This window comes from Nocardioides sp. W7, assembly GCF_022919075.1.
GTDB lineage: Bacteria > Actinomycetota > Actinomycetes > Propionibacteriales > Nocardioidaceae > Nocardioides.
The window spans coordinates 4,115,185-4,137,991 of the sequence record NZ_CP095078.1; the positions used below are offsets into that span (position 1 = coordinate 4,115,185).

At 71.9% G+C, this 22,807-nt stretch carries 22 protein-coding genes; 6 read left to right on the forward strand and 16 right to left on the reverse strand.

Annotated elements, in window-relative coordinates; genetic code table 11:
- Window positions 1-22: 22 nt before the first annotated feature.
- Together MUB56_RS19430 and MUB56_RS19435 are read right to left on the reverse strand one after the other, a co-directional pair.
- Window positions 23-1,408, reverse strand: coding sequence for a cation:dicarboxylase symporter family transporter (locus MUB56_RS19430; protein WP_244928658.1), 1,386 nt, complete (start codon window positions 1,406-1,408; stop codon window positions 23-25).
- 140 nt (window positions 1,409-1,548) lie between these two features.
- Window positions 1,549-2,991 carry a glycine hydroxymethyltransferase gene (locus MUB56_RS19435; protein WP_244928659.1) on the reverse strand — a complete coding sequence of 481 codons (1,443 nt, stop codon included), beginning with the start codon at window positions 2,989-2,991 and terminating at the stop codon, window positions 1,549-1,551.
- Window positions 2,992-3,284: 293 nt separating this feature from the next.
- Between MUB56_RS19435 and MUB56_RS19440 the strand changes: the two genes are divergently transcribed.
- The 4 genes from MUB56_RS19440 (at window position 3,285) to MUB56_RS19455 (ending at window position 6,754) form a co-directional block, all read left to right on the forward strand.
- Window positions 3,285-5,006, forward strand: coding sequence for a nitrite/sulfite reductase (locus MUB56_RS19440; RefSeq protein ID WP_244928660.1), 1,722 nt, complete (start codon window positions 3,285-3,287; stop codon window positions 5,004-5,006).
- Complete coding sequence (locus MUB56_RS19445; RefSeq protein ID WP_244928661.1) at window positions 5,003-5,191, forward strand: hypothetical protein; 189 nt, start codon at window positions 5,003-5,005, stop codon at window positions 5,189-5,191. The genes MUB56_RS19440 and MUB56_RS19445 overlap by 4 nt, the downstream gene beginning before the upstream one ends.
- Window positions 5,188-5,934: a phosphoadenylyl-sulfate reductase gene (locus tag MUB56_RS19450; RefSeq protein ID WP_244928662.1), complete on the forward strand. Its 747-nt coding sequence runs from the start codon at window positions 5,188-5,190 to the stop codon at window positions 5,932-5,934. The genes MUB56_RS19445 and MUB56_RS19450 overlap by 4 nt, the downstream gene beginning before the upstream one ends.
- 76 nt (window positions 5,935-6,010) lie before the next feature.
- Window positions 6,011-6,754 (forward strand): sirohydrochlorin chelatase, encoded by a 744-nt coding sequence (locus MUB56_RS19455; RefSeq protein ID WP_244928663.1) that lies wholly within the window; start codon window positions 6,011-6,013, stop codon window positions 6,752-6,754.
- An 81-nt stretch (window positions 6,755-6,835) separates the two neighbouring features.
- On the opposite strand, the gene MUB56_RS19460 is transcribed toward MUB56_RS19455, so the two are convergent.
- Together MUB56_RS19460 and MUB56_RS19465 are read right to left on the reverse strand one after the other, a co-directional pair.
- Window positions 6,836-7,222, reverse strand: coding sequence for a DUF3037 domain-containing protein (locus tag MUB56_RS19460; protein WP_244928664.1), 387 nt, complete (start codon window positions 7,220-7,222; stop codon window positions 6,836-6,838).
- Entirely contained in the window at window positions 7,219-7,995 is a 777-nt protein-coding gene (locus MUB56_RS19465) for a HipA family kinase (RefSeq protein ID WP_244928665.1), read from the reverse strand. The genes MUB56_RS19460 and MUB56_RS19465 overlap by 4 nt, the downstream gene beginning before the upstream one ends.
- 115 nt (window positions 7,996-8,110) lie before the next feature.
- On the opposite strand from MUB56_RS19465, the gene MUB56_RS19470 reads away from it, so the two are divergent.
- The gene (locus MUB56_RS19470) at window positions 8,111-8,797 is read left to right on the forward strand and encodes a hypothetical protein (RefSeq protein ID WP_244928666.1); all 687 of its coding nucleotides are present in this window, start codon (window positions 8,111-8,113) and stop codon (window positions 8,795-8,797) included.
- 30 nt (window positions 8,798-8,827) lie between these two features.
- Here the strand turns inward: MUB56_RS19470 and MUB56_RS19475 are convergent, their stop codons facing one another.
- From MUB56_RS19475 to MUB56_RS19500, 6 genes are all read right to left on the reverse strand, one after another.
- Entirely contained in the window at window positions 8,828-9,670 is an 843-nt protein-coding gene (locus MUB56_RS19475) for a PPK2 family polyphosphate kinase (RefSeq protein WP_244928667.1), read from the reverse strand.
- Window positions 9,670-10,164: a phosphoribosyltransferase family protein gene (locus MUB56_RS19480; RefSeq protein ID WP_244928668.1), complete on the reverse strand. Its 495-nt coding sequence runs from the start codon at window positions 10,162-10,164 to the stop codon at window positions 9,670-9,672. The genes MUB56_RS19475 and MUB56_RS19480 overlap by 1 nt, the downstream gene beginning before the upstream one ends.
- A gap of 26 nt (window positions 10,165-10,190) precedes the next feature.
- Window positions 10,191-10,823 carry a regulatory protein RecX gene (locus MUB56_RS19485; RefSeq protein ID WP_244928669.1) on the reverse strand — a complete coding sequence of 211 codons (633 nt, stop codon included), beginning with the start codon at window positions 10,821-10,823 and terminating at the stop codon, window positions 10,191-10,193.
- A gap of 105 nt (window positions 10,824-10,928) precedes the next feature.
- Window positions 10,929-11,984, reverse strand: coding sequence for a recombinase RecA (gene recA, locus MUB56_RS19490; RefSeq protein ID WP_244928670.1), 1,056 nt, complete (start codon window positions 11,982-11,984; stop codon window positions 10,929-10,931).
- 189 nt (window positions 11,985-12,173) lie between these two features.
- Complete coding sequence (locus MUB56_RS19495) at window positions 12,174-12,368, reverse strand: DUF3046 domain-containing protein (RefSeq protein WP_244928671.1); 195 nt, start codon at window positions 12,366-12,368, stop codon at window positions 12,174-12,176.
- Between the two features lie 29 nt (window positions 12,369-12,397).
- Window positions 12,398-13,534, reverse strand: a complete 1,137-nt coding sequence (locus tag MUB56_RS19500) for a methyltransferase domain-containing protein (protein ID WP_244928672.1) — start codon at window positions 13,532-13,534, stop codon at window positions 12,398-12,400.
- A gap of 69 nt (window positions 13,535-13,603) precedes the next feature.
- Here MUB56_RS19500 and MUB56_RS19505 point away from each other — a divergent pair, with 69 nt between their 5' ends.
- Window positions 13,604-14,092 (forward strand): GNAT family N-acetyltransferase, encoded by a 489-nt coding sequence (locus MUB56_RS19505; RefSeq protein WP_244928673.1) that lies wholly within the window; start codon window positions 13,604-13,606, stop codon window positions 14,090-14,092.
- A gap of 3 nt (window positions 14,093-14,095) precedes the next feature.
- On the opposite strand, the gene MUB56_RS19510 is transcribed toward MUB56_RS19505, so the two are convergent.
- The 6 genes from MUB56_RS19510 to MUB56_RS19535 form a co-directional block, all read right to left on the reverse strand.
- Complete coding sequence (locus MUB56_RS19510; protein ID WP_244928674.1) at window positions 14,096-15,808, reverse strand: right-handed parallel beta-helix repeat-containing protein; 1,713 nt, start codon at window positions 15,806-15,808, stop codon at window positions 14,096-14,098.
- 7 nt (window positions 15,809-15,815) lie between these two features.
- Complete coding sequence (locus MUB56_RS19515; protein WP_244928675.1) at window positions 15,816-16,850, reverse strand: OmpA family protein; 1,035 nt, start codon at window positions 16,848-16,850, stop codon at window positions 15,816-15,818.
- Window positions 16,851-16,944: 94 nt separating this feature from the next.
- Window positions 16,945-18,279 (reverse strand): UDP-glucose/GDP-mannose dehydrogenase family protein, encoded by a 1,335-nt coding sequence (locus MUB56_RS19520; RefSeq protein WP_244928676.1) that lies wholly within the window; start codon window positions 18,277-18,279, stop codon window positions 16,945-16,947.
- A gap of 25 nt (window positions 18,280-18,304) precedes the next feature.
- Window positions 18,305-19,534, reverse strand: a complete 1,230-nt coding sequence (locus MUB56_RS19525) for a right-handed parallel beta-helix repeat-containing protein (protein WP_244928677.1) — start codon at window positions 19,532-19,534, stop codon at window positions 18,305-18,307.
- On the reverse strand, window positions 19,531-21,438 hold the full coding sequence (locus tag MUB56_RS19530; RefSeq protein ID WP_244928678.1) for a right-handed parallel beta-helix repeat-containing protein: 1,908 nt from the start codon (window positions 21,436-21,438) through the stop codon (window positions 19,531-19,533). The genes MUB56_RS19525 and MUB56_RS19530 overlap by 4 nt, the downstream gene beginning before the upstream one ends.
- Window positions 21,435-22,739 (reverse strand): glycosyltransferase, encoded by a 1,305-nt coding sequence (locus MUB56_RS19535; protein ID WP_244928679.1) that lies wholly within the window; start codon window positions 22,737-22,739, stop codon window positions 21,435-21,437. Before MUB56_RS19535 ends, MUB56_RS19530 begins: the two co-directional genes overlap by 4 nt.
- Between the last annotated feature and the right edge of the window lie 68 nt (window positions 22,740-22,807).

Genomic DNA, 22,807 nt, shown 5'->3' on the forward strand with positions numbered 1-22,807 from the left:
TCGCCGCCGGGCCGGCAATCAGTCAGACGGTCGACCGCTCCCGGGTCTCGTCGTCGGACGGCGACGCTCCTGCTGCCGACGCCGGCTCGGGGTCGTCGAGCATCGTCTCCTCGTCGAACGGGTCCTCGCCGTCGAGCACGCGGTCGAGCTGGGCGCGGTCCAGGCCGCCGGTCCAGTGCCCGATGAGGACGGTGGCGATCGAGTTGCCGGCGAAGTTGGTCACCGCCCGGGCCTCGGACATGAACCGGTCGATGCCGACGATCAGGCCGACGCCGTCGAGGAGCTCGGGCCGGTGCGAGGAGAGTCCGCCGGCGAGGGTCGCGAGCCCGGCGCCGGTCACGCCGGCGGCGCCCTTGGAGGCGATCATCATGAAGACCAGCAGCGAGATCTGCTCGCCGATGGAGAGCGGGTCGCCGAGCGCCTCGGCGATGAAGATCGACGCCATCGTCAGGTAGATGGCGGTGCCGTCGAGGTTGAAGGAGTACCCGGTCGGTACGACGACGCCCACGGTCGGCTTGTCGACACCGGCGTGCTCCATCTTGGCGATCAGCCGCGGCAGGGCCGACTCCGAGGACGAGGTCGAGACGATCAGCAGGAACTCGCGGCCGAGGTACTTCAGCAGCTTGAAGACGCTGACGCCCGTGGCGAGCTTCAGCAGGCTGCCGAGGACGACGAAGACGAACAGCGCGCAGGTGATGTAGAAGCCGACCATCAGGATCGCCAGGCTCTTCAGCGCCTCCCAGCCGGTCTCGCCGACGACCCCGGCGATCGCGCCGAAGGCCCCGATCGGGGCGGCCCACATGATCATGGCGAGCACCCGGAAGATCAGCTTCTGCGCCTGCTCGATCACACCCAGGATCGGCCGGCCCGCGGGACCCATCGCCTGCAGGGCGAAGCCGACCAGCAGCGCGACCAGCAGCGTCTCCAGCACCTCGCCCGAGGTCAGGCTGGAGAAGAACGACTCCGGGATGATCCCGAGCAGGAACTCCGTCGTACCGCCGTGCCCCTCAGCGGCGGCCTCCTCGGCGGCGGTGGAGCCCGACTCGGTGATGTTCAGGCCGTCGCCGGGGTGCAGCAGGTTGCCGACCACCATGCCGATGGCCAGGGCGAAGGTCGACATCGTGACGAAGTAGATGAGCGCCAGGCCGCCGACCTTGCCCACCCGGGCCGCGCTGGCGACCGAGCCGACGCCGACGGCGATCGTGCAGAAGATGACCGGCTGGATCATCATCTTGATCAGGGCCACGAAGGCGTCGCCCAGCGGCTTGAGCTCGACCGCGAAGCTGGGCCAGAGGATGCCGACCGCGATGCCGAGCGCGACCGCCACGATCACCGCCAGGTAGAGGTAGTGGCTCCGGTTGCGTGGCGGCTTCGGCTTGGCCGGGTCGACGGTGCGCGTGCTGCTCATCGGGTTCCTCCGGGGAGTGACCGGGTGGCACCCGACGGTCGGGCCCACGCTGCCGGCCCCCGTACCCGCCCCGTGGCGGCGCCATCCGCTCCTACCCCGACCGGCTCTCCGCGGGAGAGCCGGCCGTCACCCGATGCGGGTCAGCTGAGCTCGAGACCCGGGTAGAGCGGGTGCTTGTCGAGCATCTCCGCGGAGGCGTCCTTGATCTTGTCGGCGACTCCCTCGGCGAGGGTGTACGACGCCTTCGACGGCCCGCCGGCCTTGGTGGTCCCGGCCTCGGTGTTCTGCAGCACCTGCACGATGAGCTCGGCGACGTTGTCGAACTCGTCGTGGCCGAAGCCGCGGGTCGTCAGCGCGGGCGTGCCGAGCCGGACGCCGGAGGTGTACCAGGCGCCGTTCGGGTCGGACGGGACGGAGTTGCGGTTCGTCACGACGCCGGCGTCGAGGAGCGCCGACTCGGCCTGCCGGCCGGTCAGCCCGAACGAGGAGACGTCGAGCAGCACGATGTGGTTGTCGGTGCCGTCGGTGACCAGCTTGGCGCCGCGGGACTTGAACCCCTCGGCGAGCGACTGGGCGTTGTCGGCGACGGCCTGGGCGTAGGTCTGGAACGCCGGCTGGCGCGCCTCGGCCAGCGCGACGGCCTTGGCCGCCATCACGTGGCTGAGCGGTCCGCCGAGCACCATCGGGCAGCCGCGGTCGACACTGGGGGCGTACTCCTTCGTCGCCAGCACCATCCCGCCGCGCGGACCGCGCAGCGACTTGTGGGTGGTGGTCGTGACCACGTGGGCGTGCGGGACCGGGTCCTCGTCGCCCGTGAACACCTTGCCGGCGACCAGGCCCGCGAAGTGGGCCATGTCGACCATCAGCGTCGCGCCGACCTCGTCGGCGATCTCGCGCATCTTGGCGAAGTTCACCCGGCGGGGGTACGCCGAGTAGCCCGCGACCAGGATCAGCGGCTTGAACTCCTTGGCCTTGGCGCGGACCACGTCGTAGTCGAGCAGCCCGGTCTCCGGGTCGGTGCCGTACTGCTGCTGGTGGAACATCTTGCCGCTGATGTTGGGGCGGAAGCCGTGGGTGAGGTGGCCGCCGGCGTCCAGGCTCATGCCGAGCAGCCGCTGGTTGCCGAGCTCCTTGCGCAGCGACTCCCAGTCGGCGTCGGTGAGTTCGTTGACGTTCTTCGAGCCCGCCTTCTCCAGCCACGGGCCCTCGACCCGGTGGGCCAGGATCGACCAGAAGGCGACCAGGTTGGCGTCGATGCCGGAGTGCGGCTGCGCGTAGGCGTACTCGGCGCCGAACAGCTCGCGGGCGTGCTCGGCGGCCAGGGTCTCGACGGTGTCGACGTTCTGGCAGCCGGCGTAGAAGCGGTGGCCGACGGTGCCCTCGGCGTACTTGTCGCTGAACCAGGTGCCCATGGTCAGCAGGACGGCGGGCGAGGCGTAGTTCTCGCTGGCGATCAGCTTCAGCGAGCCGCGCTGGTCCGCGAGCTCCTGGCGGGTCGCGGCGGCGATCCGGGGCTCCACCGAGGCGATGACCTCGAGTGCTTGGGAGTAGGCGCTGCTGGTGAGGGCGTCGAGGTCACTCATGGCCCTCAGCCTACGGCTCCCGACCCCCGGCCAGACAGCGGGGCACGAAGGCCCGTCTTGCATCGTGGACACGCATCTCTCATCATGAGATGGCAGTTTGTGGCGAGGGGGTCCGGTGGCTGAGACTCCTTGACATGATCTCCGCCGCCACCCATGTCTTCCTCGTGGTCCGACGCCACGTAGACCTGGGTCGCACGCGCAGCTCCATGTGTTGGCCTCGCTGAGCCCGGCCCCGTCACCAGCCGCCCCCGCGCCGTCTTGCGCGCACTCCTCAGCGAAGGATGCACTCCCCCATGCCCGACCTCCGGTTCCAGTCCCAGCCCCCCGCGCACACCGAGATCCCGCGCACCAAGAAGGGCGAGGGCCAGTGGTCGCTCGGCTACACCGAGCCGCTCAACAAGAACGAGCAGTCCAAGAAGGACGACGACCCGCTGAACGTGCAGGCCCGGATCCTGCACATCTACTCCAAGCGCGGCTTCGACTCGATCGACCCGGCCGACCTTCGCGGCCGCTTCCGCTGGATGGGCCTCTACACGCAGCGCGCCCCGGGCTTCGACGGCGGCAAGACGGCCACGCTCGAGGAGGAGGAGCTCGACGACCGCTACTTCATGATGCGGGTCCGCTCCGACGGCAAGCTGCTGAACGCCGCCACCGTGCGCGCCCTCGGCACCATCGGCCGTGACTACGCCCGCGACACCGCCGACGTCACCGACCGCGAGAACATCCAGTACCACTGGATCCGCATCGAGGACGTCCCCGCGATCTGGGAGACGCTGGAGAGCGCCGGCCTGAGCACGCTCGAGGCCTGCGGCGACTCGCCGCGCCCCTTCCTCGGTTCGCCGGTCGCCGGCGTCGCCAAGGACGAGATCATCGACGGCTCCTCCGCGCTCGACGAGATCTACCGCCGCTACATCGGCAGCCCCGAGTTCTCGAACTTCCCGCGCAAGTTCAAGACCGCGCTGACCGGACACCCGGGCCACGACGTGTCGCCGGAGACCAACGACGTCTCCTTCGTCGGCACCGTCCACCCCGAGCACGGCCCCGGCTTCGACCTCTGGGTCGGCGGCGGGCTGTCCACCAACCCGATGCTGGCCAAGAAGCTCGGCGTCTGGATCCCCCTCGACGAGGTCGCCGACGCCTGGGAGGGTGTCGCGTCGATCTTCCGCGACTACGGCTACCGCCGGCTGCGCGCCCGGGCCCGCCTGAAGTTCCTGGTCCAGGACTGGGGCGTCGAGAAGTTCCGCGAGGTCCTCGAGAAGGAGTACCTCGGCCGCGAGCTGGTCTCCTGCGAGTCGCCCACCTCCCCCGTCGGCCACCGCGACCACATCGGCGTGCACGAGCAGAAGGACGGCAGGTTCTACGTCGGCGTCGCCCCCACCGCCGGTCGCGTGTCCGGCACGCTGCTGCTGCAGCTCGCCGACCTGATCGAGGAGTACGGCGTCGCCGGCGCCCGGCTCACGCCGTACCAGAAGATCGTGCTGATCGGCGTGGACGGCGACAAGGTCGAGGAGCTGATCACCAAGCTCGACGAGATCGGTCTCTCGGCCCGGCCGTCGAACTGGCGCCGCAACACGATGGCCTGCACCGGCATCGAGTTCTGCAAGCTGGCCATCGTCGACACCAAGGAGCGCGCCCGCGACCTGGTCGCCGAGCTGGAGCGCCGCTTCCCCGCGCTCGACGTCCCGATCACCGTCAACGTCAACGGCTGCCCCAACGCCTGCGCCCGCACCCAGGTCGCCGACATCGGCCTGAAGGGCCAGCTGGTGATGGCCGACGGCGAGCAGGTCGAGGGCTTCCAGGTGCACCTGGGCGGCGCGACCGGCCTGCAGGCCAACTTCGGCCGCAAGCTGCGCGCCCACAAGGTCACCAGCGCCGGCCTGGACGACTACGTCACCAACGTCGTCACGGCGTACCTCGCCGACCGCACGGACGGCGAGTCCTTCACCGAGTGGGTCCAGCGGGCCGACGAGGAGCTGCTCCGCGGCGAGAAGGCTCTCGAAACGATCCCGTCATGACCGAGCGCGCCGTCCCCTTCCACTGCCCGTTCTGTGGGGAGCAGGACCTGCGCCCGCACGAGGTCGTCTCGGAGACCGGCGAGATCAGCTCCCCCCACGGCACCTGGGAATGCCGCGGCTGCCTGCGCGCCTTCTCTTTGAAGATGCTCGGCTTGATCCGACCTTCCCAGGGAGTGATCCGATGACTACCGCCACCACGGCGACCGCCCGCAACGCCCGCGGCGTGCAGACCGAGGGCCGCTCGCCCGAGGAGCTGCGCGAGCTGGTGTCGCACTGGGGCGCCGAGCTCGAGCTGGCCCCCGCCGAGGTGATCGTCGAGTGGGCGGCAGCGACCTTCGGCGAGCGCTTCTGCGTGACCTCCTCGATGGGCGACTCCGCGCTCGCGCACCTGGTCTCGAAGGTCGTCCCCGGCATCGACGTCGTCTTCCTCGACACCGGCTACCACTTCATCGAGACCATCGGCACCCGCGACGCCGTCCAGGCCACGGTGAACGTCAACCTCCTGTCGATCACGCCCGTGCAGAGCGTGGCCGAGCAGGACGCGGCGTACGGCAAGGACCTCTACAAGACCGACCCCGACCTGTGCTGCAAGCTGCGCAAGGTCCAGCCGCTGGCCGCCGCGCTCGACAAGTACGACGCGTGGGCGACCGGGCTGCGCCGGGCCGAGACCCACAACCGGGTCATCGCCCCGGTGATCGGCTGGGACGCCAAGAAGGGCAAGGTCAAGGTCTCGCCCCTGGCCCGCTGGTCCGACGAGCAGATGGAGCGCTACATCGTCGAGAACGGTGTCCTGGTCAACCCGCTCGTGTACGACGGCTACCCCTCCATCGGCTGCGCGCCCTGCACCCGCCGGGTCGCCCCCGGCGAGGACCCGCGCTCGGGCCGCTGGGCCGGCACCAACAAGACCGAGTGCGGGATCCACTCGTGACCGCTCTCGTGCACTCCCCTGTTCCCACGGACACCGCCGTCCGTCGTACCCACGCATCCCCGAGGAGGCCGCGCTGATGGCTGCTCCTGCCCTGGTGGCCCTGGCTCACGGTTCCCGTGACCCGCGGTCCGCCCGCACCATCACCGCCCTGGTCGACGAGGTCCGCGCCATGCGCCCGGACCTGCGCGTCGAGCAGGCGTTCCTGGAGCTGTCGAGGCCGTCGTTCCAGACGGTCGTCGACCGGCTCGTCAAGGCCGGCCACGAGGAGATCGTGGTCGTCCCACTGCTGCTCACCGAGGCCTACCACGCCAAGGTCGACGTCCCGTCGGCCGTGGCCGAGGCCGCCGCGCGGCACGCGGAGCTGCGGATCCGCGCGACCTCGATCCTTGGACTCGAGGCCTGTTTCCTGGAGGTCCTCGACGTCCGGATGCGCGAGGCGCTGAGCGCCGCGCGGGTGCGTGAGCTCGACGCCCTGGTGCTGGCCGCGGCCGGCTCCAGCGACGCGCTCGCCAACCAGGCCGTCGCCCGGCTCGCCCGGGTCTGGGGCGCCCACCACAAGCTGCCGGTGACCGCGGCGTTCGCGTCCAGCTCGCCGCCCGCCACCGGTGAGGCCGTGCGCGCCTTCCGAGCCGAGGGCCGCCGCCACATCGCGGTCGCCTCGCTGTTCCTGGCCCCCGGCTTCCTCCCGGACCGGGCCGCCGAGCTCGCCCTCGAGGCCGGTGCCATCGCGGTCTCCGCCCCCCTCGGCGCGCACCCCGAGGTCGCTCGCACCATCCTGGCCCGCTACGCCGTGGGCGCCGTCGAGCTCGTCCCCGTCTGACCCGCCAGCAGCAGTAGAGGGCCGAGTCAGCACTACTGGTGCTGACTCGGCCCTCTGTTTCTGCTGTCTCGGCGGTGGTGGTCAGCCGACGCCTACGAGGCGCTTGCGGAGGCGCGCTAGGTCGGCGGGGGGGTCCTCGGTGACGCCGCCGTGCACGGGTCCGGGCTGCAAGACGGTGCTCTTGGGTGCCTTCAGGAAACCGAAGCGCTGGCCGATCGGGTGGCCGGCCGCGGCGCCCCCGCGCCGGTCACCGGCGCAGACCCCCTCGACGAAGGCGAGCGCGTCGCAGACCTGGTCGAAGTCGAGCTGCGGGGCGAAGGCGGCCAGCCGGTCGCGGTCGACGTCCCAGGAGACGTCGAGGTAGTCGGTCGCCTGGCAGTAGAGCACCACGCCGACGTTGAGGAACTCCTCGCGGTCCACCCGCGGGACGCAGCGCAGCACGACGTACTGGTACGAGAACGAGGTCATCGGACCACCTCGGGCAGCCACTGCCGGGTGGCCAGGCGCGCGGTGAGGAACGCGACGTACGCCGCCCGTACGGCGTCCGGGGTCTCCGCCCCCGGGACCGGCTCCAGCCAGACGTCGGGCACCAGCGAGAGGACCTCGGGGAGGTCGTCGGCCGACAGCCGGGCGCGCACGTCCTCGTCCACCGCCGGCAGCGCGCCGGCATAGCGCTCCAGGACGTGGTCGCTCAGGTCCCAGGGCTGGGCGGCGAAGCGCTCGGCCGCGCCCTCCTTCGCCAGCGACCCGCCCGGCCAGCCGTGGTGGAAGTACAGGGACGCGCCGTGGTCGATCACCCACAGGTCGCCGTGCCAGACCAACAGGTTGGGGTTGCGCCAGGACCGGTCGACGTTGGCGCAGAACGCATCCAGCCAGAGCACCCGCGCGGCGACGTCCGCGCCGGTCGGCACCTCGCCGTCGTACCCGAACGAGCCGGGGAGGAAGTCGACGCCGAGGTTGAGGCCGATGCTCGCGCGGAGCAGGTCCTGGACCTCCTCGTCGGCCTCGTAGCGGGCGATCTCGGCACCGAGGTCGAGCGCGACCAGCCGCGGCGTGCGCAACCCGATCCGCCGGGCCAGCTCGGCGACGATCGTCTCGGCGACCAGCACCCGCACGCCCTGCCCGGCGCCGCGGAACTTGCACACGTAGGTGCCGAGGTCGGCGGCCTCGACGATCCCCGGGAGGCTGCCGCCCTCCCGCAGCGGGGTGACGTAGCGGGTCACTGAGACGGTCGGAAGCACCGGGCAACCATATCGGTGTCCGAACTCCGTTTAGGAGGCCTCTTATGAAGGTAAAGAACGGACAGCGGCTCGGGCCGCTGCCTCCCTCCCGAACTCCCAGAAACGGACAACAGTCTTGCGCGTACGCCGCCTCCTGGCCGCCCTCGTCACCACCGGCCTGATCGCCCCCACCGCGGTCATCGTGGGCTCCTCCACCGCTCCGGCCTCTGCCGTTACGGCCACCTCCATCGTCCCATCGGCCGGCCGCACCCTGATCAGCGCCTACAGCGCACCGATCGCCTTCGGCGACACCCTCAGCACCAGCGTCAATGTCCTCGGTGCCGACGGCGAGGACGTCTATGTCGGCAGCATCACCGTCGACCGGCAGATTGCCGGCCGGTCGACCTGGACGCGCGTTGCGAGCAACCCCAGCGCCTACCTGTACACCAGCCTGAAGGCCGCGGGCAACGCGACCTACCGCATCAGCTACAGCGGCGGCACCACCAGCAGGGGCGTGCAGTACGCGCCCACCTCGACCGACGTCACCGTCAAGGTCCAGCGGGACATGGTCGTGCAGGGCATGAGCGGGCGTCAGGCCGGCTTCAAGGGCAAGCTGAAGCCCAAGGGCAAGGTCAAGATCATCGTGCAGAAGAAGGTCGGCAAGAAGTTCAAGACGTACAAGAAGCTGCGCACCAACCGCAAGGGCCGCTTCACGATCGTCCTGCCGGCTCCGAAGCACGGCAAGTTCACGTGGAAGATCACCTTTGCGGGCAGCAAGAGCTTCACCAAGAGTGCCTTCAAGGGGACGACGTTCAAGCGCTGACGTCACCCGAACCCTGACTGACCGAACGGGTCAGGCGATCGGCTCCTCGCCGGTCAGCCTGGCCCGTTCGTGCGTCACGTCGAAGTCGGCCACCGGCCACTGCGGGTCCAGGCCGCGCAGCGCCTCGAGCAGCAGCTGGGCGATGGCCAGGTCGCGGTACCACTTCCGGTCGGCCGGTACGACGTGCCACGGCGCCGCCTCCGTGCCCGTGCGCTCGAGAGCGATCTCGTAGGCCTCGCGGTACGCCGACCAGTGCGCCCGCTCGTCGATGTCGCCCGAGTTGAACTTCCAGTGCTTGGCCGGGTCGTCGAGCCGGGCCAGGAGTCGCTCCTTCTGCTCGGCCGACGAGATGTGCAGCATCACCTTCACGACGGTGGTGCCGGACTCGACCAGGCGGTGCTCGAAGTCGACGATCGCGTCGTAGCGGCGCTCGATCTCCGCCACGCTGGCCAGCCCCCGCACCCGGGCGATCAGCACGTCCTCGTAGTGGGAGCGGTCGAAGACGCCGAGGTAGCCCGGTCCCGGCAGCGCCCGCTCGATCCGCCACAGGAAGTCGTGGGCCCGCTCCTCCTCGGTGGGCGCCTTGAACGAGGTGATCCGCACCCCTTGGGGATCGACGAGCCCGACGGTGTGCTTGAGGGTGCCGCCCTTGCCGGAGGTGTCCATGCCCTGGAGCACCAGCAGCAGACGACGTGACGCGCCCGCCTGTCCCTCGGCCCAGAGCCGCTCCTGCAGCCCGGCCAGCTCCTCACCGAGGTCGGCCAGGGCCAGCCGGCCGGCCTTCTTGTCCCCGTCGAAGCCCGGTGTCGCGTCGGTGGCGATCGCGCGGAGGTCGACCGGACCGGCCGGGACGCGGAGCAGGTCGGCGACCATCAGTGCGCCCCTCCGCCCCGCCGGTCGACGAGCGGCGGCTCGGAGGACCACGGGAAGTTGATCCACAGGTCGGTCCGGCGCCAGACGTAGTCGGCGTGCACCACCGTGCGCGGCTTCTCGTAGATCACGGCGGTGCGGGCCTCGGCGACGTGGTCGGCGCAGAACTCCTGGACGATCTCCAGCGTCCTGCCCGAGTCGGCGACGTCGTCGGCGATCAGCACCTTCAGGCCGGACAGATCGACCGCCTGCGGAGTCGGCGGCAGCATGATCGGGACATCGAGACGCTGGTCGACGCCGGTGTAGAACTCCACGTTGACCGCCGACAGGTTCTTCACGTCCAGCGCGTAGCCCAGACCCATCCCCAACCCCAGGCCGCCGCGGGCGATGGAGAGCACCAGGTCGGGCTCGTAGCCGGAGTCGACGACCTGTCGGGCCAGGTCCCGGACGGCGGTGCCGAACAACTCGTAGGTCAGGATCTCGCGCTCGTCTGCCACGGGAGCATTCTGGACCCCGACCCGGGTCAGTCGTCCAGCTGGGCCTCGTCCGGCTCGTCCCGGCCGGCCGCCTCGAGCTCGTCCCTGACGACGGCGAACGACAGGCCCGACCCGTAGCCCTTGCGGGCCAGCATGCCGACCAGCCGCCGGGTCGCCACCGTGTCGTCGACCCGGGTGAGGGTGCGCAGCTTCTTGCGGACCAGGACGCGGGCGGCCTGCTCCTCGTCGCCGGGGTCGATCTCGCCGAGCGCCTCGCGGGCGACCTCGTCGTCGATGCCCTTGCGGCGCAGCTCCTGGGCCAGGGCCCGCTTGGCCAGCGCCTTGCCTCCTCCGGCGCCCCGGCTGGCGACCCAGGCGCGTGCGAACGCACCGTCGTCGACCAGACCGACCTCCTCGAACCGGTCGAGGAGGCGGGTGGCGATCTCGACCGGCACGTTCTTCGCGGCGAGCTTGTCGCTGAGCTGCTGACGACTGCGGGCCTGCCCGGTCAGCTGGTCGAGCAGAATCTTGCGAGCCACCGCCTCCGGGTCGGCGTCGGGACCGACACCGACCCGGTCGGCCGGTGGCGGTGCCGGCGGGGCGGACGCGCGGCGCGTCCAGGCGTCCACCCCGACCGAGACGTCACCGGCCCACGACGGCGCGGGTCGGTCCTCGTGCATCACAGCGTCCCCTCTCGGGTCACCGGGTTTCGACACGGTCGCTGCGCGACCTGCTCAACCACCGTCCACGGTCGCTGCGCGACCTGCTCAACCACCGCCAGCCGATCAGAAGTCGTCGACGCCGACCGGCTCGTCGGCCAGCTCGGCGACCTCGGCCGGGGCATCGGCCTGCGGGCCGACCCCGAGCTTCTCGAGGATCTTCTTCTCCAGCTCGTTGGCCAGGTCGGGGTTGTCCTTGAGGAACTTGCGGGAGTTCTCCTTGCCCTGACCGAGCTGGTCGCCGTCGTAGGTGTACCAGGCGCCGGCCTTGCGGACGATGCCCGCCTCGACCCCGACGTCGATCAGGCCACCCTCGCGGCTGATGCCCTTGCCGTACATGATGTCGAACTCGGCCTGCTTGAACGGCGGGGCGACCTTGTTCTTGACGACCTTGACCCGGGTCCGGTTGCCGACCATGTCGGTGCCGTCCTTGAGGGTCTCGATGCGACGCACGTCGAGGCGGACCGAGGAGTAGAACTTCAGCGCCCGGCCACCGGTGGTGGTCTCGGGCGAGCCGAACATGACGCCGATCTTCTCGCGCAGCTGGTTGATGAAGATCGCGGTGGTCTTGGAGTTGTTGAGCGCACCGGTCATCTTGCGCAGCGCCTGGCTCATCAGCCGGGCCTGGAGGCCGACGTGGCTGTCGCCCATCTCGCCCTCGATCTCGGCGCGGGGCACCAGAGCGGCCACGGAGTCGATGACGATCAGGGCGAGCGCACCCGAGCGGATCAGCATGTCGGCGATCTCGAGCGCCTGCTCACCGGAGTCGGGCTGGGAGACCAGCAGCGCGTCGGTGTCGACACCGAGAGCGGCGGCGTAGTCCGGGTCGAGCGCGTGCTCGGCGTCGATGAACGCCACGATGCCGCCGGCCGCCTGCGCGCTGGCCACCGCGTGCAGGGCGACGGTCGTCTTACCCGACGACTCCGGGCCGTAGATCTCGACCACCCGGCCGCGGGGCAGGCCGCCGAGGCCCAGCGCCACGTCGAGCGCGATCGAGCCGGTGGGGATGACCTCCAGGGGGGCGCGCGTCTCGTCACCGAGGCGCATCACCGAGCCCTTGCCGAACTGCTTCTCGATGTTCAGCAGGGCGGCGTCGAGGGCCTTGTCGCGATCTCCAGCCATGGCCGGACCTTCTTTCTTCGCTCGTCGGGTGTCAGGCACGTCGGCGACGCTAGAGCGGACCACCGACAGCACCTGATCAGCGCCATCGAAGCTGTGGAGAACCCGCCCCGGCGTCATGCCTGTGGACCCAACCTAACCCGAACACGTGTTCGATCCCAGGATCGACACGCGCGTGTCGCGCCGGGTCGGTCAGCGGTCGGTCTCGGGCAGCCCGAGCGCCTGCCACACCGCGGCCCAGACCTCCTTGGGCGGGACCCCGGCGTCCAGCGCCTCCTGCGCGGTGCGACCGCCCAGCGCGCTCATGACGTGCTGGCGGGCCCAGCTCGGGGCGTACGCCGACCCGAGCGCGTCGTCCATCCGTGACCAGAACTCCGTGTGCCTCACGCCGAGGAAGCGTACGGACCCGCCCGGAGTCAGGACCTGCGGGCCAGCAGGTCGATCCAACGCTCGCCGCGCGACCCGACGCCCTCGCCCCACTCCTCGACCCGCCAGCCCGCGCCCGCGGCGACCGCGTCGAGCGCCTCGCGCGACCAGTAGGTGAACCGGCGCGGTGCCGCGACGCTGCCGTGGGTCGACCAGGCCTCGCCCTCGCCCTCCTTGACGTCCAGGTGCAGGACGCCGCCGGTCCGGGTCGCCGCGGCCAGCCGCCGGAGCACCTCCGGCAGGTCGGCGCGTGCGACGTGCAGGAGCGAGGCGCTCGCCCACACGCCGTCGTACGGCGTGCCGGGGCGGCGCGGGTCGTCGAGGTCGTCGCCCAGCGGGTCGAGCACGTCCGCCTCGTGGCCCTCGGCGCGCAGCAGTTCCACGAACCGCTCGCTGACGTCGGTGCGGCGCACGCTCAGCCCGGCGTCTTCGAGCGCGCGGGCGTCGCGACCGGGTCCGCTGCCGATCTCGAGGACCCGGGCCCCGGGCGCGAGCGCGGCCGCGAACCGGTCCCGCAGGTGGGCGTCCGGGTCGGGGAGTCCCGCCCGGCCCTCGCGGTAGGCGCTCGCGAAGTCGTCGTACGCCGCCACGGTCGACCGCGCGACGGCCGCCCGGACGTCGTGGGCGTGGTGGACCAGGTCGTGCAGGTGGTAGCGGCCCAGGCTCTCGACGGTGAACTCGCTGCCGTTGCTGCGCCGCCCGCGCCGCTGCCAGGCGTCGGCGGGCACGGCGTCGTACTGCGCGGCCACCGACTCGGCGGCCGCCACCAGCTCGGTCGCGACCAGAGCGGGGTCCTGCCGGTCGTAGCGCTCGGCGAGCGCGGTCTCGTCCTGGTCCCAGTTCGCGAACAACGGGTCGTCCTGGTCGAGCATCAGCCCCACTCGCTCATCGAACACCCGGTGCACGTCGCGCACGTGGCAGGCGTACTCCAGCACCGACCACACCCCCGGCTCCGGGCGTGCGACGGCGTCGGGCGCGGCGAGCAGCACCGGCCAGAGCGCGGCGTTGGCGCGCACCAGCGCGCCCAGTTCCGCACGCGCGGGCGCCTCGGCGACGTAGCCGCACTCGGGGCAGGGCTGCTGCAGGACCCAGGTCCAGTCCTTGGTGTCGGGCTCGATCACACTCATGAGCCGATCCTGTCCGGCTCCGCGCACCAGGGCCACGGACTTCCTGCCAACCTCCGCGAAGATGGCGCCATGCTCGTGCGCCCCGCCACTCCCGCCGACCTGCCCGCGATCAAGGCGATCTACGACGTCCAGGTCGCCGACGGCATCTCGACCTTCGACCTCGACCCGCCCGGTCTCGACTACTGGGCCGCCCGACTCGCGAGCACCGAGGCCGGCGACCACCTGCTGGTCGTCGAGGACGGCGGGCCGGTGCTCGGCTACGCCTACTCGTCGTCGTACCGGCCGCGGCCGGCGTACCGCCACACCCGCGAGACCTCGGTGTACCTCGACCAGTCGGCCCTGGGCCGCGGCCTCGGCCGGGCGCTGTACGACGAGCTGCTGCGCCTGGTGCGCGCGGACGGCATGCGCACCGTGGTGGCGGTCGTCGCGCTGCCGAACCCGGGCAGCCGGGCCCTGCACCGGGCGTGCGGCTTCGAGCCGGTCGGCCTGCTGCGCGAGGTCGGCTTCAAGCACGACCGGTGGATCGACACCGAGTGGTGGCAGCTCGCGCTGGCGTGAGCGTCAGCCCGCGCAGCCCACGGTCGCGAAGCCCGAGCGCGCCCCCTCGACGACGTTGTCGCAGGACACCACGTTGCCGGTCAGCCCCTGCTGGATCCAGAAGCCGTAGCCCTCGGCGTCGACCACGGCGGTGTTGGCGCGGAAGACGTTGTCGAGCCCCCAGCCCTCGACGGCCTCGTGCACCTGGAAGCCGTCCTGGAGCGCCCGGGTGCCGCGGTTGCCCTCCACGAGCCAGCCGTTGCCCTTCAGGTCGATCCAGGAGTCGGCCCAGCTCCCGGTCATGTGCGCGCCGTCCAGGACGTTGCCGCGGATCACCCCGCCGGTGGTGCCCTCCTTGATGTCCAGGCTCTCCGCGGTGGTCTCCCACACCCGGTTGCCGAGCACCTGGTTGCGATCGGAGGCGTCCGGCCGGCCACCCGAGTAGGTGCCCCAGTTGGAGGTGGCGCTCCCGACGTAGATGCCCTCGCCGTACGTGTCGTTGCCGCGACCGGTGCGGCTGACCTCGTTGTCCTGCACCAGGTTGTCGCTCGAGAACGCCCGCAGGTGGATGCCCTCCTGCCCGATGTCGTGGACCGCCACTCCCCGGATCACCGTGTGGCTGGTCTGGTCGAGCACGATGCCCTTGGCCACGTTGGCGACCGTCAGCCCCTCGACGCGCCAGTGCCGGACCCCGGCGAGGTAGAGGCCGTACTGCGTGCCGGTGCCGTCCCTCCCCGGCTTCCCGTCGATCACCGCGTCGCGGGACCCGCGCAGTACGACGGGCCTGGTCTCGGTGCCGGAGGTGGACGCGACGAACGTCCCGACGTACCGCTTGCCGCCGACCGACAGCGGCGCCTGGAGGCCCTTGGTGGTGTAGACGCCGTCGGCCAGGGTGATGACGTCTCCCGGCCGGGCGTCGGCGAGCGCCGCGGTGAGCTCCTCGGAGCTGCCCACCCCGACGGCTCGTCCCGGTCCGTCGATCACCACCGGGGTGGGCGAGGTCGGGGGGCCGGAGGGCGTCACGTCCGAGGGCGGTGGGTCCGGAGTGACCGGGACCGTGGCGCCCTCGGCCGTGACGACCAGGTTGTCGAAGGCGACGGACCCGCCCCAGCTGCCGAGCCCGGGCTGCACCGCCGACGCGGCGGGCAGCGAGGCCCCTCCGACGTACGACGGGTCACCGCCGGACCCGACGTACACCTTGAGCCGTTTCCCGCTGCGGCGCAGCTCCAGGGACTGGGTCGTGCCGCCGGTCGCGGTCGCCTCGAGCGGCGCCACCTGGACGGCCCGACCACCCGTGACGACGTAGATCCCGCTCGCGCCGGCCTGGGCGTCGAGGTGCACGTAGGAGTAGTCACGGGCCGTGGTGCGGGCGAAGACCACGGACCACTCGGCCCGTTCGGAGCCTGGGGTCGCTTCGACCTCGAGTCGCCAGGTCGCCCCGTCGACCTGCTCGCGGGCGACGCTGAGCGGCGGGTCGGCCGGCGGCGCACCGTCGACGGACCCGCCGCCCGACCGCAGCTGGTAGACCCCGTCCGCCACGACCCACTCCCCCGGCCCGGACGTCGCGAAGCGCTCCGCCGAGGACGCGGACGAGAACGCCTCGGCGAAACTGCCGCCGCCCTCCGGAGCGGCCGCGACCGTGGCAGCGGGTGTCGCCGGCGGGGCGCCCGATCCGCTGCTGCACCCGACGAGCAACGCGGTCGGCGCCAGCAGTGCGGCTCGGAGCCGGTGGTTCATGGTGTCCTCACTCGACCGTCGTGATGACGACGCGACGGTTGCGCCGCCGGTGGTCGTCGCTGTCGTTCGGGAACGCCGGACGCGTCTCGCCGTACCCCCGGGCGGTCAGGGCGGCGGCGCCGAGGCCGCCAGGCCCGGCGAGCCAGGCGGCGACCGCGTCGGCCCGACGCTCCGAGAGCACCTGCCCGTGGTCAGCGGGACCGCGGTCGTCGGCGTGCCCCTCCACCAGGATCCGGGCGGGGTCGGTCCGGCGGATCCGCGCGGCGATCGCGCGGAGCGCGGCCACGGCCTCGGGACGCAGCGTCGCCCGGTCGGTGTCGAAGAGCACGGCACCCGGGGCGACGTACGACGTCCGCCGCCCGTCGGCGAAGAGCCCGACGTCGTCGCGCCCCTCGAGCTCGTGGCGCTCCAGCCGCTCCGGGTCCACGTCGACGTCCGGCACCCGGACCGGCTCGATGCGCACCGTGGGCACCAGCTCGTCGCCCGGGCGGGCGGCGCCGTCGCGGGAGAACCCCTCCCGGACCACGCCGTCCCGCGTCACCCCGGAGACCTGGCGGTCGACGGTGACCTGGCAGACCTCGTCGGCGTGGACGGCCTCGCGCGAGACCGCCGCGACGGTGACCGCCGGGTAGACCCGCCCGTCGACCTCGAACCCCGGGAGGCTGAGCGCCGGGATGGTCGCGCCCGAGACGTCGACCGCACCCAGGCACCCTCCCGGCGCCGTGTGCCGTACGACGCACCCGGTGTCGACGACCAGCTCGGGGACGACGAGTCCGGGCGCGAGCTGCTCGCCGGTCTCCGGGTCCTCGACGGCCGCCACCTCGACCGCGGGGACGACGACGTCCGGCAGCTGCTCCACCTCGCGTCCCGGCCCGGCCTCGCACAGCGGGTCGGGCAGGGGCATCGCCGGGACGACCGTGGTGGGCGGGGTGGAGTCGCGCGCCGGCAGCGACGGCGACGCGGCCGGCGAGTCGGACGAGCACCCGACCAGCGAGACGAGCAGCGTCGCGGCCAGAACGAGGACAGGAGGTCGCAGGGTCACACCAGCACTCCTTCGGACGGGGCCGGTCCGGGCCGGGTCACGACCAACGGTGCCAAGTCGACCACGCAACAGTCCACCGAGGCGTCGGACACCGTCAGCCGGCCCGTCCCAGGGCCCGGTAGGTCCAGCCGGCCTCCCGCCATGTCTGGGCGTCGAGCGCGTGCCGGCCGTCGACGACCGACCGCCCGTCGACCACCCCGGCGAGCGCCGCCGGGTCGATCGAGCGGAACTGGTCCCACTCGGTCAGCAGCACGACGACGCCGGCACCCGAGGCCGCCTCCATCACGCTGTCGGCGTACTCGAGGTCGGGATAGGCCCGACGCGCGTTGTCCATGGCCTCGGGGTCGTAGACCGCGACCACGGCGCCCTCCTCCTTGAGCATCCGGGCCACGTCGAGGGCCGGGGCGTCGCGGATGTCGTCGGAGTTGGGCTTGAACGCCGCACCGAGGCAGCAGACCCGGACCCCGGCGAGCGAGCCGCCCGCCTGCTCCCGCACGAGGTCGACGGTGCGGGCGCGCCGCCGGTTGTTGATCGCGTCGACCTGGCGCAGGAAGGCGACCGAACGGCCGACCCCGAGCTCCTCCGCGCGGTGCACGAACGCCCGGATGTCCTTGGGCAGGCAGCCGCCCCCGAAGCCGAGGCCCGGGTGCAGGAAGCGCCCGCCGATGCGGGAGTCGTACGCCAGGGACCGTGCCAGGTCCTGTACGTCGGCGCCGGTCACCTCGCAGACCTCCGCCATCGCGTTGATGTAGGAGATCTTGGTGGCCAGGAACGCGTTCGCCGCGACCTTGACCAGCTCTGCGGTGGCCAGGTCCGTGGTGACGACGGGGGTCCCGGCGTCGAGGACCGGGGCGAAGACCGCGCGCAGCTGCTCCTCCGCCCACGCCGACGACACCCCGAAGACCATCCGGTCCGGCTCCAGGGTGTCCGCGACGGCGTACCCCTCCCGGAGGAACTCGGGGTTCCAGGCCAGCTCCACCTCGGTGCCCGCCGGGGAGTTGTCCTGGACCAGGCGGGTGAGCCGCGACGCGGTGCCGACGGGCACCGTCGACTTGCCGACGACCAGGCAGCGGCGACGCAGGTGCGGCGCGAGATCGCGGACCACGCCCTCGACGTAGGTCAGGTCCGCGCCGGCCGAGCCGCGCAGCTGGGGCGTGCCGACGCAGACGAAGTGCACGTCGCCGAAGTCGCCGGCCGCGGCGAGATCGGTGGTGAACGAGAGGTTCCCCGTGTCGAGTGCCTTGCGCAACATCTCGGGCAGACCCGGCTCGAAGAAGGGCACCTCGCCCCGGGAGAGGGCCTCGATCTTGGCCCGGTCGGTGTCGACGCCGAGGACGTCGTAGCCGAGGACCGCCATGCAGATCGCGTGGGTCGCACCGAGGTAGCCGGTGCCGAGAACGGTGATGCGGGGCTTGGGGGTGGTCGTCATGGTCGTCTCCTGTGGTTGCTGGTGGTCAGGTGCAGGGGATGTTGCTGAGCCCGTCGGCGGCGCGCTCGAAGGTGTTGTCGCAGCGCACGACGTTGGACCCGGGCGGCCAGGACGAGATGGCCTGTCCGGGACCACCCACGTCGGCGTGGTTGCGGGCGAAGACGTTGAGGTCGCCCCAGCCGTCGAGGATCTGGTGGGTCTGGAACCCGTCCTCGACCGACGAGGTCCCGGTGTTGCCCTCGACGAGGTAGTTGTTGCCCTTGACGTCAATCCACGAGTCCGCCTCGGTCATCCCCGAGCCGTCGATGGTGTTGTCGCTGACGACGCCGCCCGTGGTGCCCTCCTTGACGTCCACCGCCTCGGAGGTGATGTCGCTGAAGGTGTTGCGGGTGACGACGTTGCGGTCGCTGCGGTCGACCTGGCAGGCGGTGTAGGTGCACCAGTTGCTGACCGCGGTGCCGAGGTAGACGCCCTCGCCGTACTTCTCGCGGCGGTTGCCGGTGTCGCTGATCGTGTTGTCGGCGACCACGTTGTCGGTGCTGTTCGAGCGCAGGTGGACGGCCTCGTCGCCGGTCCCCCGCACGGTCAGCCCCTGGATCACCGAGCCGACCGTGCCGTCGGCCATCACGCCCTTGAGACCGCCGGTGACGGTGAACCCGACCAGTCGCCAGTGCGTGGCGCCGTCGAGGTGCAGCGTGTAGTCGCCCTCGATGTCGCCGCCGTCGATGACCGCGCTCGACGACCCGCACAGGAAGATCGGTGCCCCCTGCTCGCCGGAGGCGGTGGCCACGAAGTTGCCGGCGTAGTCGCCGTCGGCCAGCTCGATCACGTCGCCCGGGCGGGCCGCGGCCAGGGCGTCGGCGAGGCCGACGGAGTCGCTGACGCTGACGGTGGCCGTCGGACAGGACACCGGCCTCGAGTCCGGCAGGGGTCCCTCGCCGGCCGGTGCGGCGTCGGCGAGCAACGGGGCCGGAGCCGGCTCGTCCCCGGCATCGCCCCCCTCGTGGTCGGCGGTCTCCGACGGCGTGGGGCTCATCGGAGCGGGATCCGGATCGGTGGTGAGGTCGGTCGGGGTCGGCGCCGGCGCGACGGAGGGTACGTCGACCTCCGCGACCGGCACGGCCGGCCCGGGGTCACTCGCGTCGCCCGCGTCGGGCCACACCCCCACCGCCACGGCCACGACCAGGCCCCCCGCGCACGCAGCGGCCAGCGCCGCCCGGGGACGGGTCAGCCAGGACCAGTCCGCCCGGGTCACGAGCCCCTCCCGGCCCCGACCGTCTCCCGGTCCGGCGCGGTGGGGGCGCCGTCGGAGACCGGAGCCTTGTCGGCGTACGGGTGCCGGCGGCTCTGTCTCGACCGCGCGCCCCGAAGGGCGGTGAACAGCAGCAGCGCGCCCAGCAGGATCCACAGCACGGTGAGGGGCTGGGCGAACCGCTTCAGGGTCACCACGAACGGGGTGGTGTCCGCCCAGCCCGTCGTGTCGTTGACCCAGTCCCCGCGCTCGAGGTCGCGGGCGCGCTCGGACTCGATCGCGCTCGGTCCCCGGCCCGTGACGGTGTTCGCGCTCATGACCGAGGAGCCCACGTCGCCGACGAAGCTCGCCGCGTGCTGCTCGGCGTCGCGCAGAGTGTTGCTCTCGATGCGCGCCTCGGCGTCGCGGACGTAGACGCTGGTCGTGCCGCCGGTGACGATGTTGCCGGTCACGCCGGCGGCGACCACGCCGTCACGCAGGGCGATGCCCTGGCTGCGGGAGCCGCTCACCTTGTTGCCGACGATGCTGACCTTCCGGGCGACGTCGCGCACCACGATGCCCATCTCGTTGGCGTCGACGGCGTTGGCCAGCACCCCGATGTTGGTCCCGCCGATCACCTCGACGCCGTACCGGCCGTTTCGGGCGATCTCGCTGTTGGAGATCGTGTTGTTGCCGTAGCTGCCGATGCTCGTGCCCGTCGCGCTGGGACCCGTCGCGAGCGGCAGCCCGGAGATCGTCACGCCGTTGCGGCCGTTGTCGGCGGCGAGCAGCTCCGAGAGCACGATGCCGGTGGTGGCCCGGGCGAGCAGCACCCCGTCGCGCCGGTTGTGGCGCGCCACGGCCCGCTCCAGCACGGCGTTCACGACGAAGCGGTGCAGGACGACACCGGAGACGAGGTTCTCGTCAAAGGAGGACGAGCGCACGTCCAGGCCGTTGGCGCCCGAGACGAACAGGCCGAAGGCGTTGTGGGCGACCGTCGTACCCGTGATCGCGGCCGAGACGTAGCTGTACGTCGGCGAGTCGACGTCGACCGTCGGCACCGGCAGCTCGCCGGCCGGGAGCACGTCGCCGATGGCGGAGTTCTTGTCCGTGTCGACCTCGGGGTCCTTGGCCGCCGGTCCCACCTTCAGGGAGTCCGCCAGGTCGTAGAGGGCACCGCTGTCGGGGCGGTCGGTGCCGGTCAGCGACAGCCCGCCGGTGCGCCCGCTCCAGAAGCCGAGGTGCGAGAGCTCGGCCTGGGCGACCGAGACCTGGCCGCCGATCGAGCGGAGGTAGGCCCGGCCGTCGTCGGTCAGCCGGTCCACGCGCTCGGAGCTGCGGTCGAAGCTCTTGACCACCGCGGGATCGGACTCGTCGCCGGCGATGTTGAGCCGGCCGCCGTAGTTGACGATGGAGACGAAGCCCTCGGCGTCGCTGGCCAGCAGCAGGGTGAGCCCGCCCGGCTCGGTCAGGTTCAAGGTCGCCCCGGCGCTCACGACCAGGTGCTCGGAGAGCAGGTAGGAGCCGTCGGGGCGGCGTACGAAGGTCTGCGGCGCGAGCACCGTCAGGTCCGCGACCGTGTACGGCTCGGACCGCGCGGTCAGCACCAGGGTGTAGCCCGACCCGGCGACCAGCCGGTACGGGCTCTTCAGCGGCGTCTGCGACCAGGCGGCCGCCGTGCCGACCGTACGCACCTCGGTGAGCCGGTCGTCCTCCGCGGCCACGTGGGCCGACTCGGCCTCGGGGTCGCCCGAGTAGTCGATCGCCGACGCGTCGTCCTCGACGGCGAGGTCGTCGGGAGCAGCCGGCGGGTCCGACGCCTCGGCGCCGTGGGCCGCCCCGGCCAGGACCGGGAGCACCGTCGCGCCGGTCCCGAGGAGGACGGCCAGCACGAACGCGGCGGGGCGTCCCCCGCGCCGGCGGGTCATGCCTCGCTCACGAGTACGACGGGCCGTGCGTGGCCGGACACCACCGGGACGTCGGCGTGGGCCGCCTGCACCGAGAGCGTCTCGCTGGTCTGACCCTCGCCGCCCACCGTGTCGGCGGAGCGGGTCAGCCAGCCCTGCTTGTTCATGGTGACGAACGCGTAGAGCTTGATCGGCAGCGCGACGAGGATCACCACCAGCGTGAAGAGCGGCAGCAGCAGGATCTCCTGCGGGTGCCGGCGCAGGTGCGAGAAGCCGCGCACGCCGCGGCCGACCAGCAGCCAGGCGCACGCCAGCAGCGCGCCGTTCTGGGTCAGCTCGAGCCGGCTGAAGAAGAAGTAGCCGAGCGTGATCCCCATGGTCACCGGGGTGAGCAGGATCTGCAGCACGGTGACCTTGGTGACGAACGGGGTGCGCCACAGCCAGCCCTTCCACAGGGCGGTCAGGTAGCAGCGGTAGGAGTTGCGGCTCCACCGCACGCGCTGCTTGACGAACGCCCGGAAGCCGGCCGGGAACATCGACAGTGCGCGCGCCGACGACTGGTGGACCGTCCGGTAGCCGGAGGCCAGGACCAGCCAGGTCAGCCGTCCGTCGTCGCCGGCGACGCACCGACGCCCCAGGAAGAACTCGTTCTCCAGGTTCTCCAGCACCGGCAGGACAACGCTGAGGCGGTACGCCGCCGTCCGGCCGGAGACGCACGCGACCGCGCCGGCCCGGCCCATCGCCGGGACGTAGTTGTAGTAGCGCAGGTTGACCATCCAGTCCGCGATCCGCCGCCAGACGCTGCTGGTGCGCTCGTAGACGTTCTGCTGGGTGCTGACGGCACCGACCGCCGGGTCGAGGAAGGGCCGCTGGACGTTGACCAGGAGGCCCGGCTCCCACTGGGTGTCGGAGTCGGTGAGCACCAGCAGCTCCGAGGTGGCCATCCGGATGCCGACGCCGAGGGCCGAGCGCTTGCCGGCGTGCTTGAAGAGCACCGGCGTGACGCTCGGGTCGTCGAGGGCCCGGATCCGGGCGAACGCCTCGCCGTCGTCGACGTCGAGGACCACGATGATCTCGGTGGGGTTCTGGGCCCGCCAGTTCGCCACACACATCATCAGGATGTCCGGGTCCTCGTGGTACGACGGCACCACGACCGACGTGGTGGTGGCGAAGTCGTTCTCGATCGGCCTGGCCCGGGCCGACAGGATGCAGCGGTACAGCCACAGCGACCAGACGATCAGGCCGGCGACCGCGACCGGCACGGCCGCGCGCCAGTCCGAGAGCAAGAACGACGAATCGAGTTCGTTGAAGGTGTCCAGCATGCGTAGTTCCCCCTGGAGAGGGGATGACCGCCCGAGCCGGTGATCCCACGTACGACGGCCGCGGGTCC